The organism is Alicyclobacillus sp. SO9, assembly GCF_016406125.1.
GTDB lineage: Bacteria > Bacillota > Bacilli > Alicyclobacillales > Alicyclobacillaceae > SO9.
This window is the reverse complement of sequence record NZ_CP066339.1, coordinates 2,512,357-2,524,899: the sequence shown is the minus strand read 5'-3', so window position 1 is coordinate 2,524,899 and position 12,543 is coordinate 2,512,357. Positions and strand designations below refer to the sequence as shown.

Sequence of the window (12,543 nt, the reverse complement as noted above, 5' to 3'; positions counted from 1 at the left end):
ATGGAGAGGAAACATACTTCCGGTCCGCGGCGACCTACAGCTATCTTTGAAGTAGCGGGTGTAGAGTGTGCTTTGACATTTTTAACAGAAGAGAGGCAGAATCGAATGAAAGCACAAGTGACACCTCGAGAAGTCAGCCTGGTTTCAAACACCTGGCCCACCCTAATAAAGCCTTATCCGCTCATGATAAGCTTGATGCAGATTGCGATAACTGCCGTCATTATTCTCATATCCACACATCTTTTACCAAAGGGGCCCTTAACCCAATTCGGTGTCGGCTTTTCAGCTTGGGACGGACAACACTATACGGAAATTGCCAAACAAGGCTATGGAAATTTCGTACAAACAGCTTTTTTTCCAATGTACCCTCTGCTCATCAGAGCATTTCATTCCATAACACAAATTTCGTACACGACCAGCGCGACCCTTTTAGCTAATGCAGCCTATGCAGTTTCGACTGTCCTGTTTTATCGCCTAACCAAAGAGTGGTTTTCGAAGGATGTCGCATGGAGGGCATTATGGCTGCTTGCCGTTATCCCTGCAGGACTGTTTTTTAACGTGGATTATACCGAATCCATCACATTACTCTCTCTACTTTCGTTCTTTTACTTTCTACAAAAAGACAAGTGGTACATAGCTATGATCAGCGGTTTTGTCGCAGCAGGAACCCATGACCTCGGTGTATTGCTCACTATTCCTGCCCTGATTCACTGGCGAGTGACCTCTGGGACCCGAAAGCAACTGCTCAGCATCGGTCTCATTCCGTTGAGTTTGCTGTCATACATGTCGTTTCTATTCGTGCACTTTGGCAATCCAATCGCATTCGTATATGCGCAGCAAGCATGGCACCGCATTCCTTTAATACCGGTCATTGATTTATTCCTTGGCTTTGCGGGCTTAAAGTTTTATCCCGTTTCAGTAGCAGATTGGGTTCATAACCTAATGACGATTGTGAACGGACTGTCTCCGTTACTCATGGTAATATCGGGCTGGTGGGTCTGGAAAGAAAAGAGATTTGATTTGGGCCTAAAAGCATTTTATACAATTACACTGCTCTTAGATATTTCTTCTGGTACTGGAAAAACGCCGTTTTCACCATCCATCCTCACCTCATTTGCGAGGTTGGTCGTTGTTCTATTCCCAGCCTACATGGTCCTTGCAGCAAAACTTAAGCATCGAAGGTCCTTTGTCTCTGCGCTTATCGTCATGTTCCTTATCAAAATAACGCTCACTGCTTTGTTTTCTGACGGCTTTAGCATACTCTAAGCGTCGAACCAGGAACGTCTCGAGTCTAGAAGTCTGTCAACCGCAAATTGGGCTGGTTGCCATCTCCGTTAGCCGAGAGACATAAAGAAATGAAAGAGGGTATATGCGGCACACCGCATATACCCTCTAAATGCCTCTGTCATAAATCGGTCAAAACATCAGAACTGCAAATACTGGTCTTTCTCCCACTGTGTAACTTGCGTCCGATAAGCATTCCACTCAATTTTCTTTGCTTCAACGAAATGCGTCAATACGTGTTCCCCAAGGGCTTCGCCAATAATCGAATCCTGTTCCAGATTGGCCACAGCTTGCGATAAATTCTCGGGCAGGCTGTCGATACCAACTTTGGCTTTCTCGCCGTCACTCATGCGGTAGATGTTTCGGTTAACCGGATCTTCCAAGGGCAATTCCCTCCGGATGCCGTCAAGACCGGAAACCAGCATTGCGGCAATTGCCAGATACGGATTGCTTGACGGGTCTGGACTCCGGACCTCGATGCGTGTACTCATTCCCCGCGCTGCCGGAATACGTACTAGCGGCGACCGATTCTTCCCGGACCAAGCAATGTAAACAGGCGCTTCATACCCTGGAACAAGACGCTTGTAGGAGTTTACGGTCGGGTTCGTAATCGCTGTAAAGGCATGTGCGTGTTCCAAAATGCCGGCAAGGAACTGGCGTCCCGTTTGGCTGAAACCAAAGTCGTCGGACTCGTCGTAGAAAGCGTTCTGGCCGTCCTTAAACAAAGACATGTGTGTGTGCATTCCGGAACCGTTAATACCAAAGACCGGCTTCGGCATAAAGGTTGCATGCAGTCCATATTGACGTGCAATAGTTTTCACCACGATTCTAAACGTGGAAATATTATCCGCAGTTTCCACCGCATCTGCATACTGGAAATCAATCTCATGCTGACCTGGGGCAACTTCATGGTGAGACGCTTCAATGTTGAAGCCCATGGCCTCCAAAGTCAGAACAATTTCACGGCGGCAGTTCTCACCTAAATCAAGCGGAGCCAAATCAAAATATCCGCCCTCATCGTTCACTTCGTCTGTAGGCTTGCCATGCTCGTCTAATTTAAAAAGGAAAAATTCCGGTTCAGGTCCAACATTGAATGTGGAAAATCCCATGTCCTTGGCTTGCTGCAAGACTCGCTTCAAAACACCGCGAGGGTCGCCTGCAAACGGGGTTCCGTCCGGCATATACACGTCGCAGATGAGTCGTGCCACTTTGCCTTGAGAGGAGTCCCAAGGGAACACCAGCCACGTCCTTCTATCAGGCACTAAATACATATCGGATTCTTCAATCCGGACAAATCCTTCAATTGAAGAACCATCAAACATAATTTTGTTTTCCAAGGCCTTTGGAAGTTGGTCCACAGGGATTTCGACATTCTTGATAACCCCCTGCAGGTCGGTAAACTGCAGCCGTACATACCGTACATCGTTCTCTTCAGCCAGGTGCAAAATCTGTTCTTTGCTTAATTCCTCCACGTATTTGCCTCCTAAAATTAATCTCAGACCTTACAAGTTTCTGCGATATAACCGAAACAAGTCTCCCTGAAACAAGGAGTTGTTGTTCGGAGAGGGGGACTCGAGCATTTCCTGCCTCATCCACTCGTAGACTTCCGCATCGGTTGGTTCATTTTCATTGTTGCCATGGCCAATCCTTTGATGTCTCTCAAATCGCTTCCGAATTTCAGCCATGTTTAACCCATCGTCCAAAAGACTCCGCACAAGCATCAGATTTTCCACATCATTCAATGAAAAAAGCCTCTGGTTGCCTTCTGTACGGGCCGGTTGAACCAACTCGTGCTGCTCATAGTAGCGAATTTGGCGTGCACTCAACCCTGTCAACTTCTGTACGATACCTATCGAAAACAGCGGCAATTGTCTCCGTTGACTGAGGTCCACGAATTCCCCCTCCATTTCATGATGGTTTGATCCTAACATTCAGACTTTAAACTAACAACGTGTGATGTTAGGTTTTCTGACATCTAAAAGGGGTTTTCGGGACCATTTCTGGAGAATATCTCACTCAGAATGTTTTCTACCGCAATGCGTACGTGCTCGTATGTCAGCCCTCCTTGGATGTATCCGAAGTACGGTGCGCGTAATGGCGCATCTGCGGATAACTCCAGTGACCCACCTTGGACGAAGGTCCCGGCAGCCATAACCACTTCATCGTCGTATCCAGCCATCGGCGCAGGCTGTGGTACAACAAAGGAATCCACCGCTGCCGCAGACTGAACTGCACGACAAAACAACAGGAGGTTATCTGCACTATCAAACTCAACCGACAGTATTAAGTCCGATCTCGGTTCATCCCACACCGGCGAGCACTTAAATCCGCACCTTGCCAAAACGTTGGCAGCCAGAACCGACCCCGACAAAGCCTCACCGACAGTATGCGGGGCCATATACAAGCCTTGGTAGAACTCTCTCAAAAGGTGTTGGGACGGACCGATTTCAGCACCGACCCCAGGGGCTGTCAACTGAGCGGCCGCCTTTTCCACAAGGTCTGCTTCACCAATGACATATCCTCCTGTACTCGCCAAACCTCCTCCCGGGTTTTTAATCAGCGACCCCATAACAAGATGCGCGCCAACTTCGACCGGTTCTCTCGTTTCTACAAATTCTCCATAACAATTATCAACGAAAAAGAGCAGGTTTGGACGATAGGCGCTCAGGTTGTTAAAAGCCTGTTCAAGCTCATCAATGGTGAGTGCAGGACGCTGGCTGTAACCTCGTGACCTTTGGAACATCACAACAGTTGTCTCCGGCTTGACCGCATTTTTGATGGCTTTCACGTCCAGGCTGCCCGATTCCGTGAGCGGCACAATCGTATATGTAATGCCCCATTCTGCCAGACTTCCAGGTGTTGGTCGAATTCCGACGACCGATTCCAGCGTGTCATACGGCCCGCCTGACGCAAAGACAATGTGATTGCCCGGACGCAATGTCCCAAACAACCCCAGTCTAATTGCGTGCGTGCCAGAGACAATTTGTTGGCGCACGAGAGCCGCTGGGGCCCGAAACACCAGCGCATAAATCCGCTCCAGCTTATCGCGTCCTTCGTCATCGAGACCATATCCGGTGGTGCCGTTAAAATCGGCTTGAGAAACTCGCTCAGACCAAAATGCTTCAAGCACCTTTCTTTGATTGTCCAGCGTGGTCTTTTTGATTCGTTTTAAAGCGGGCTCTATCTCAGCTTCAGCTGTTCCTACCAAGTCCTCTATTTCATATCTGTTCATGAACGACTCCTTATGGCTACTCGTGAATGTCTTAGTGAAGAGATGTATCCCCTTCAACGGAAGGTGTATCATCTTCAGCAATGTGCGTATCGTTTTCCGCGAGGTGTGTGGCTTCCAAAATTCTATCCTTAAATCTGCGTTCTGTTTCGACAGTATAGCGAACCTGGTTGTTTTCAAGGGGTATGGTATGAATCACCCTGCCAACAGACAAGACCTCATGCCAAAAGCTCTCGGATTGCAGGCGACTGGTAACTTCCACTTGAACCTTGTCAAGTCCAGTCGCGGTCTCCACTCGGTTGTACAATTCCACAAGGCCATCACCAGTTTTAGCAGAACCATAAATGGACGCTATGGCTTTTGTATCAGGTGCCGGAGACACGGCGGCAATGTCCGCTTTGTTAAAAAACGTAATGACGGGCTTGTCCAAAGCGTGAATCTCCTCCAAAACACTGTACGTTGTGTCAAGCGATCTCGGTACATGCCCACTCCCATCCACCACCTGCACTATCACATCAGCAGTGTTTACTTCTTCCAATGTGGACTGAAAGGCTTCCACCAATAAGTGTGGGAGGTTTTGGACGAACCCAACCGTATCCATCACAACCATTTCCCCAGTGGTGCCGGCTTTCACCTTTCTCGCCAACGGATCGAGTGTATCGAACAGACGCTGGTTTCCTGTATGCATCGGGCGACCGCCTCGGTCGTGGAGCCACCGCTTTAACAGAGTGGTCTTCCCTGCATTTGTGTAGCCGACAAGAGCCACCACGGGTGTTGAATTGATACGTCGGCGTCGATTCGTTTCCCTGGTCTTGCGCACAGATTCGAGCCGCTGGCGCAAACTGTCAACTCGTTCCCGTATTCTCCGCCGGTCTGTTTCCAACTGCGTTTCTCCAGGCCCGCGGGTGCCAATTCCGCCGCCAAGCCGGGACATGTGCACTCCACGCCCTGTCAGCCTAGGAAGTAAATACTGTAATTGCGCGATTTCTACCTGCAACCGTCCTTCCTTCGTCTGCGCTCTTGCAGCAAATATGTCCAGAATTAGTTGCGTTCTGTCTATGACCCGCGTTTGCAGGCGAGATTCCAAATTTCGGATTTGAGCAGGAGACAACTCAGCATCAAAAATAATTAAATCCGGCTGTTCTGCCTCTGCTGCTTCGGCGATTTCTTGTATCTTTCCCGTTCCAAGGTAAAGGGCACGATGCGGCTCCGATCTCGCTTGGCTAAACGTTCTCTCAGCCGAAGCACCGGCCGCAGAACACAAACCTTCCAGTTCAGCCAGTCGTTCCTGAAAGTCCAAATCAGATTCTGTTTGCCACCGTATGGCACAGAGAAAAGAACGTTCCAGATCTCCCATCTGTTCACCCCTTTATGCCGTATTGTACCATGTCTTCCGCACTTCTATCACAAGTAGGACAGACACCGTCTCGCAAGGACTCTTGTCTTAGTTCCAGAGCCGCGGCAGCCCGCGCTCGACGGTTTGAGATTTTCATACCACTTTTCTTTCCCGTCATATATCCGAAAAGCAAACCAACGAGAAAAACAACAAAGACTGCAATACCTGTGTGAATAACCACTATCTATTCCCTCCCCTTTCCACAGAGGACAACGCCTGTGCAACCCAATCCACGAATGGCAGGGTAATCAAAGTCAGAGCCGTCAACTTCACATTTGTAAAGACGGCAACACTCAGGGCTATCAAGATGAGAATCAGTGCCTCGATAAGTCCAAACTTGTTGGCTAGATTAAACTGGCCCGTCTTTTCATCGCGAGCCGCGTCCATCACATCGTCCAGCCAGTCTATGGTACTCATCATCGCAATTCCCCAAACTGCCAACTGCCAATTGAGCATGACAACCGCCAGTATTGCAACAATCACTATTTCAACCCATGCAGGGACCCGTGTTGGCAATGGCTCACGCCAATCCTTAAACATACCCGCTGCGTAACTGCCAAAAAAGACGGCCAGAGCAATGGAGAGATTCATCCATGCGGCCACTAAGGCCGTTAACGCCGTATATGCTGACAGACCCCTCCCAAGTTTCACAGCAATACTGATATGCCCGCGAGCCTTGTCATAATCGCGATCTAAGCCATCATCTATGAGTTTTACAGTGAGCCCCATGAGAAACAGGGCGACACATGGGCGAATCCACTCAAGCCAGACGCCAGACATGCTGTCTCACCTCGCGGAAACCGGTTCCTTGCATTGCAGACACAGGAATAACGCGTTGCTTTGAGAACTTGTGAACCAGCGCGCGATAACCCTGTGACGCTTTCGGCAAATCAATCTTATTCGCCAAGATAAAGTAATTAGGTGTTTGCTGGCCATATGCAGCAATTTGTGCATCCAATGCTCCCCAAGCTGAGTGAGGTAGTTCTGAAGAAATTCTTGGTTTTCGTTCGTCAAGATGTTCACCAATTTCGGATGCATCTACCAAATGGAGAACAATACCTGCTGACAGCATCGTCTCCAACGTCTGTGCCATGGCTTCACGTACGGTTTTATCGGGATGGACACCGTCTGATAATCCCGTGGTATCTGTCAGAAGCAGTTCCCGGTTCACTTTGCCTCGAGGAACTTCCACCCTGATGGACTGCAGACATCGTGTTTTGTGAGGACTCCTGTCCGACAACACCTGCTCCGCTTCATCCATGGACATTCGCATCTGCTCCGTTCTTCCATCTGCACTTTCCACAAACCATTGAAGCTGACGTACTCCAAGATACTTGGCAAACCGAATACAAAACAACGTCTTCCCCACATTCGTCCGTCCAATTACGAGGCTGCGTCTCACAACACATCCCCCTCCCAGACAAAGTCTGCTGCCGTCAAAGTCATCAGGTCAGTTCGGCTAGGCTGCTCAACGTCAAAGATGCGAACCGCGTGCTTTCGAATCGCTCTTTCGATGGTGTTCCTGACCCAGCGCGCATTGCTGAAGTTTTTAAGCTGACTTGTTTGATGCAGGTCCTGCAAATGCTTACGCAGTTTTTGCTCGGCATCATACTGCATGTTGTATTGGTGTCGCAAGGCCATCTGTTTTGCAATTTTAAGCAGTGTGGCTACTGAATAGTTTGGGAAGGTCAGGTGGATTGGAAATCGACTTGGAAGACCTGGATTCGCCTTTAAGAAACCTTCCATTTCCCGTTCATAGCCTGCGATAATTGCGATGAATTCGTCCCTGTGGTCTTCCATGCTCTTGACCAGTGTGTCGATAGACTCTCGGCCAAAATCCTTGTCGCCGCCGCGCGCCAAGGAGTAGGCTTCGTCTATGAACAAGACTCCGCCAAGGGCCCTGTTGACGGCTTCCTTGGTCTTCTGGGCAGTGTGGCCGATGTATTCTCCAACGAGATCGGCCCGCTCCACCTCGACTAAATGGCCTTTTGTAAGTAAGCCGCACTCGCGAAACATCCTTCCCAGCAAACGAGCAACGGTGGTCTTCCCTGTGCCGGGATTCCCTTTAAAGACCATGTGCAGGACAACGGGACTCGATTTTAAATGATGGCGTTCCCGCTCCTGCTTGACATAAACCAGTGCAAATATCTCACGAACAGTTTTTTTTACCTCTTCAAGTCCGACGAGGTCCTCCAACTCTTGGAGAATAGAATAGAGCCTCGATTTACTCAATTGATGTGACGGATTGGGTTCTGCCGCCACTTCTTTTCCAGACAACATTTGCAGCGCTTCTGCCAAGGCTATGTGTCCATCCCGGTATTTACTGATAATCTCGTGGGATTGCTCAGGAGGCACAGGCGTCCCCGGCCGTTTTTGCATAATTTATCACCCCGACTTGTTTCGGTATGTTGCAACTTCGAACACACTGCAGCGATACTTTGCAAAACACGTACAGTAGCCTATGCGCTCCAAAGTGTATGGGTGATAGCCCATTTTTCGCAAAAACTCTTCTCATATGAACAACCGTTCCGGCTCACACCGCACCGTCTGCTCCCTTTCACCACACCGTTTACCTTCCGTCAGACCACCGTCAGACCACCGTCAGACCACCGTCAGACCACCGTCTGCGGCCTTTCACCGAATATCCAATTTGTGTGATTTATTCCGATGCTCATATTTCTCTACCTTCCGTCATCGACGGATCGGACTTTCTGCACTACCATTTAGCCGGAACTAACAAGTACCGCAAAGGAGGGGTATGGTGTCCCATGGGCTTTGATGAAGCGTACCGCATGTTTATAGAATCGCATCGTAAAGTGAGAAAAGGGGAACGACTTCGAAGGTTAGATGATGGGCACGGACACGCCGAACACTTATTTCTTAAGGAAGTTTGGTGGCCTGTATTTCGACAATTTGAGAACCTCCATCCAGAGTACGAGATTTACGACTATAAGGACGGTTTTAGGTACATTGATTTCGCGTACATTTTGCCGTATTTTCGAGTTGCGATTGAAATAGACGGGTTCGGGCCTCATTTCAGGAATATCTCCGCTTGGAAATTTGACGATCATTGCTTGCGCCAAAATTACCTCGTAATTGACGGATGGTACGTAATTCGGTTTACTTACAACCAAATCAAAGAACAGCCCCGACTGTGTCAACAGACTGTGCAGCAGTTCTTCGGCCGCTGGTTGAGTAACACGACATCCCTGAGTCGATTGACCACTCTTGAGCGCGAGATTGTTCGCCTAGCTTCACGCCACATCAAACCAGTTTCACCAAAAGAAATTTGCGAGGATTTAGGAATTGGATCAGCCTACGCGCACCGGTTGCTACATAACCTGATTGAAAAGAACTGGCTGGAGCCAGCTAGCGGATCGGTTCGTGTTCGCTCGTATAAACTCCACCCATCACGGAATGAGGTGAAACTCTAATTGCAGCACCCACAGCAAAAGATTGTGTGTCTGCGATCGCAAAATGCACCGTCAGGAAAAGGCAATTTGAACAAAGAGCTCCGACAGTCACGACCATGATGCGTGCATTTGGGGATTGGGACAGTCCTACACTTACAGCGACATCATAGCGATCCGCGGGGGCTGAACTCCCGCGACGTTCTACCCTGCCCAATCGCGGTGGCATCATAGCGATCCGCGGAGGCTGAACTCCCGCGACGCTCTACCCTGCCCACTTGCAGTGACATCATAGCGATCCGCAGAGGCTGAACTCCCGCGACGCTCTACCCTGCCCAATCGCGGTGGCATCATAGCGATCCGTGGGGGGGTGAACTCCCGCGACGCTCTACCCTGCCCACTTGCAGCGACACCATAGCGATCCGTGGGGGACTGAACTCCCTCGACGCTCTACCCTGCCCACTTGCAGCGACATCATAGCGATCCGTGGGGGCTGAACTCCCGCGACGCTCTACCCTGCCCAATCGCGGTGGCATCATAGCGATCCGTGGGGGGCTGAACTCCCTCGACGCTCTACCTGGCCCACTTGCAGTGACATCATAGCGATCCGTGGGGGGCTTATTTGCGATCATGTGGCGAAGCCGCTCCAAATAAGCTCGCGGCAGGAGCTTATTTGCCTTATGGAGCCGAAATAGGGCCTGATACACAGAAATAAGCGTTTCTGGCGAGCTTATTACAGCAAGATACCGGTTCAGAGCTCAAATAAGCACTTCTCGGATCTCTATATGAGCCGAGCCACATCTCTGCCACATCTCTGCCACATCTCTGCCACATCTCTGCCACATCTCTGCCACATCTCTGCCACATCTCAGGCATGAAACGGGGCTGTGCCCGCCCCAATGCGCCGCAGCAACATTGGTGACAAGAACAGCCCCGCCGAATGGACCATATTAACGCAAATGGATGCGTTTCAAAGTTCGTTCCAATCAATCCGTTCCAGCCCAATTCCGTCCGGCACAGAAAAGGCAATATCATCGCTCCATGCGAGACTTAACCACGCCGTTTTTGCATCTTTGGTCGAAGAATGCCCGGACGTCCTTGAATCAGTGATATAGGTTTACGCAATATGACATTGTCCATACCGTTTTTCCATTTAAACGGCATAAGGGGCCATAAATATGGCGTTCCAAAGGAGTCCCGGGTCACTAGAAAAATGAACCATACGAGCAGCGCAATTGGAAATCCGTAGCTCTTAATACCAATTCCGTAGCCGATTTCCGTAATGAGCAATACGAATATGCGGGACATCTGATTGGCAGTTGCTAAATTGTAGGATGCAAGTGAAAACTGTGCAATGAGAACAAGCGCCATGTAGACTAAGACTTCAGGCTGCAACAGGTGAATTTCGCTAACGAATTGACTGAATATGATGGCAGCCATAATACTGACCATAGAGGCCAAAGTAACCGGCGTGTTCATCACCGCTAGCCGCAAAATGTCCAATACCACTTCAGCCGCAATCAACTCTACCCAGAGCGGTAACGGGTCGTGCGTGCTTGCCTTGAAGAAGGCCAATTCCTTCGGAACCAAATCAGGATGAAAATTTAGAACCAAAAAGAAGCCTGGTAAAACAACTGTCAAAAACGCGGAGGCCAACAGCACCCAACGCATATACGTTCCTACCATTGGATACAAGTGATACTCCTCCGGATGCTGCAGCAACTGGAAAAACGTGATGGGTGCGATAATTACTTCTGGGCTGGTATCGACAACGATTACCACATGTCCCTCGACCAGAGCGGTTGCTGCCACATCAGGCCGCTCGGTGTAGCGTACCACAGGGTACGGATTCCATTTTACTTTTCCAATCAGTTCAGTCACGGCTTGCTCTGCCATCGCAACCGTATCCGTTTTTATGCCTTTCAAACGCCGTCTGACAGAGTCTACCATGTCCGGATTGGCTACGTCATTCAAATACATCAATGTAACATCTGTCTTAGAGCGCTGACCCACCTGCATCAGTTCTGCACGCAAACTGGGATCACGTAGACGCCGACGAATCAGTGCAGTGTTCATCAGCATGGTTTCAACAAAACCGTCTCTTGGGCCTCGAATCACCCGTTCAATCTCAGGCTGCTGTATGCTCCTCATAGGATAAATACGAGTGTCAATCAACAGCGCTGCGTCAAATCCGTCAACAAAGGTCACCATTGGACCAGATAGAATAAACCTAACCACGTCCTGCATTTTAGTGACTGGTTGGACCTGAACGAAAGCTACATTTGTGTTCAAATAGTTCATGAGGTCTTGCAGTGTGTAGGAATCATTTTCGTGCTGATCGACAAACATCCGTATACGTTTTTCCAGGTCGTCTAAAATCAGAACCATATTCATGGTTAGAAAATATCCGTTTAGCACGTAAGACATCATTTTGAAATTTGAAAAGGAAAAGGATTTAGCCATGATGTCCCAACTATGCCCGGGGCCCTGACCAATTCCAAGTTCGCCGTTCAAATACTCGATATTCTCTTCAAGGCTGGCGGAAATCGGTGGAAGCGGCTCGTTCTCGTTATCAGGTTCTGCCACGTTGCCGGGTTCCTCCTTTCTCGATCTGCCCCCTTACTGTACCCGGCAATAGACCAAAACATTCTCGCATATTCTCTACGTGAAAGACGAACATTCGGACGACCCGTCAGTCAACTCCGTCAGTCAACTCCATCTATAATCAATCGATGTCCATTCAGCCTGTACCAAGTCTGTATACATAAAAAGAGCAGGCATACGCCTGCTCCCCAATCCTATGGCGGAGTGAGAGGGATTCGAACCCTCGATACGGTTTAGCCGTATACTCGCTTAGCAGGCGAGCGCCTTCGACCGACTCGGCCATCACTCCATATATGGTGGGCGGTAACGGGCTCGAACCGCTGACCCCCTGCTTGTAAGGCAGGTGCTCTCCCAACTGAGCTAACCGCCCATATATCTGGCTCAAATTTGCACATGCCTAGATTTCAGCAAGCACTGCTTTTTCTAATACTAGTAGATGCTAGTGGTGACCCCAGGGGGACTCGAACCCCCGTTACCGCCGTGAAAGGGCGGTGTCTTAACCGCTTGACCATGGGGCCGGGTGCAATTCCCTCTGATAACCCATGGAGCTCCCAATCGGATTCGAACCGATGACCTCATCCTTACCATGGATGCGCTCTGCCGGCTGAGCTATGGGAGCG

At 49.5% G+C, this 12,543-nt stretch carries 11 protein-coding genes and 4 tRNA genes; 2 read left to right on the top strand and 13 right to left on the bottom strand.

Features of this window, described 5'->3' with window-relative positions; genetic code table 11:
• Window positions 1-105 precede the first annotated feature (105 nt).
• A complete protein-coding gene (locus GI364_RS11605; RefSeq protein WP_198853709.1) occupies window positions 106-1,266 on the top strand; it encodes a glycosyltransferase family protein in 1,161 nt (386 codons plus the stop codon).
• 158 nt (window positions 1,267-1,424) lie between these two features.
• On the opposite strand, the gene glnA is transcribed toward GI364_RS11605, so the two are convergent.
• From glnA to GI364_RS11565, 8 genes are all read right to left on the bottom strand, one after another.
• Window positions 1,425-2,756, bottom strand: coding sequence for a type I glutamate--ammonia ligase (glnA, locus tag GI364_RS11600; RefSeq protein WP_198853708.1), 1,332 nt, complete (start codon window positions 2,754-2,756; stop codon window positions 1,425-1,427).
• 30 nt (window positions 2,757-2,786) lie between these two features.
• Window positions 2,787-3,176: a MerR family transcriptional regulator gene (locus tag GI364_RS11595; protein WP_233096111.1), complete on the bottom strand. Its 390-nt coding sequence runs from the start codon at window positions 3,174-3,176 to the stop codon at window positions 2,787-2,789.
• An 83-nt stretch (window positions 3,177-3,259) separates the two neighbouring features.
• Window positions 3,260-4,516, bottom strand: coding sequence for a methionine gamma-lyase family protein (locus tag GI364_RS11590; RefSeq protein WP_198853706.1), 1,257 nt, complete (start codon window positions 4,514-4,516; stop codon window positions 3,260-3,262).
• Between the two features lie 31 nt (window positions 4,517-4,547).
• Window positions 4,548-5,870 carry a GTPase HflX gene (gene hflX, locus GI364_RS11585; protein WP_198853705.1) on the bottom strand — a complete coding sequence of 441 codons (1,323 nt, stop codon included), beginning with the start codon at window positions 5,868-5,870 and terminating at the stop codon, window positions 4,548-4,550.
• 4 nt (window positions 5,871-5,874) lie between these two features.
• On the bottom strand, window positions 5,875-6,090 hold the full coding sequence (locus GI364_RS11580; protein ID WP_198853704.1) for a hypothetical protein: 216 nt from the start codon (window positions 6,088-6,090) through the stop codon (window positions 5,875-5,877).
• A complete protein-coding gene (locus tag GI364_RS11575; protein WP_198853703.1) occupies window positions 6,090-6,689 on the bottom strand; it encodes a hypothetical protein in 600 nt (199 codons plus the stop codon). Before GI364_RS11575 ends, GI364_RS11580 begins: the two co-directional genes overlap by 1 nt.
• Window positions 6,670-7,311, bottom strand: coding sequence for a GTPase domain-containing protein (locus tag GI364_RS11570; RefSeq protein WP_198853702.1), 642 nt, complete (start codon window positions 7,309-7,311; stop codon window positions 6,670-6,672). Before GI364_RS11570 ends, GI364_RS11575 begins: the two co-directional genes overlap by 20 nt.
• The gene (locus GI364_RS11565) at window positions 7,308-8,288 is read right to left on the bottom strand and encodes an AAA family ATPase (protein ID WP_198853701.1); all 981 of its coding nucleotides are present in this window, start codon (window positions 8,286-8,288) and stop codon (window positions 7,308-7,310) included. Before GI364_RS11565 ends, GI364_RS11570 begins: the two co-directional genes overlap by 4 nt.
• Window positions 8,289-8,677: 389 nt before the next feature.
• On the opposite strand from GI364_RS11565, the gene GI364_RS11560 reads away from it, so the two are divergent.
• Window positions 8,678-9,343 carry a DNA-binding response regulator gene (locus GI364_RS11560; protein WP_198853700.1) on the top strand — a complete coding sequence of 222 codons (666 nt, stop codon included), beginning with the start codon at window positions 8,678-8,680 and terminating at the stop codon, window positions 9,341-9,343.
• A gap of 1,026 nt (window positions 9,344-10,369) precedes the next feature.
• Here GI364_RS11560 and GI364_RS11555 read toward each other — a convergent pair.
• The 5 genes from GI364_RS11555 to GI364_RS11535 all read right to left on the bottom strand — a co-directional run bounded on the left by GI364_RS11555 (window position 10,370) and on the right by GI364_RS11535 (window position 12,542).
• On the bottom strand, window positions 10,370-11,905 hold the full coding sequence (locus GI364_RS11555; RefSeq protein WP_198853699.1) for a spore germination protein: 1,536 nt from the start codon (window positions 11,903-11,905) through the stop codon (window positions 10,370-10,372).
• Between the two features lie 215 nt (window positions 11,906-12,120).
• Window positions 12,121-12,212: transfer RNA gene (locus GI364_RS11550), tRNA-Ser, on the bottom strand.
• Between the two features lie 5 nt (window positions 12,213-12,217).
• Window positions 12,218-12,293: transfer RNA gene (locus tag GI364_RS11545), tRNA-Val, on the bottom strand.
• A 73-nt stretch (window positions 12,294-12,366) separates the two neighbouring features.
• Window positions 12,367-12,441: transfer RNA gene (locus tag GI364_RS11540), tRNA-Glu, on the bottom strand.
• Between the two features lie 25 nt (window positions 12,442-12,466).
• Window positions 12,467-12,542: transfer RNA gene (locus tag GI364_RS11535), tRNA-Thr, on the bottom strand.
• Between the last annotated feature and the right edge of the window lies 1 nt (window position 12,543).

Excerpts from the sequence above, each read along its gene's own strand:
- GI364_RS11590 (WP_198853706.1), bottom strand. The coding sequence starts at position 4,516 with ATGAACAGATATGAAATAGAGGACTTGGTAGGAACAGCTGAAGCTGAG.
- GI364_RS11560 (WP_198853700.1), top strand. The coding sequence starts at position 8,678 with ATGGGCTTTGATGAAGCGTACCGCATGTTTATAGAATCGCATCGTAAA.
- hflX (WP_198853705.1), bottom strand. The coding sequence starts at position 5,870 with ATGGGAGATCTGGAACGTTCTTTTCTCTGTGCCATACGGTGGCAAACA.
- GI364_RS11565 (WP_198853701.1), bottom strand. The coding sequence starts at position 8,288 with ATGCAAAAACGGCCGGGGACGCCTGTGCCTCCTGAGCAATCCCACGAG.
- GI364_RS11575 (WP_198853703.1), bottom strand. The coding sequence starts at position 6,689 with ATGTCTGGCGTCTGGCTTGAGTGGATTCGCCCATGTGTCGCCCTGTTT.
- GI364_RS11605 (WP_198853709.1), top strand. The coding sequence starts at position 106 with ATGAAAGCACAAGTGACACCTCGAGAAGTCAGCCTGGTTTCAAACACC.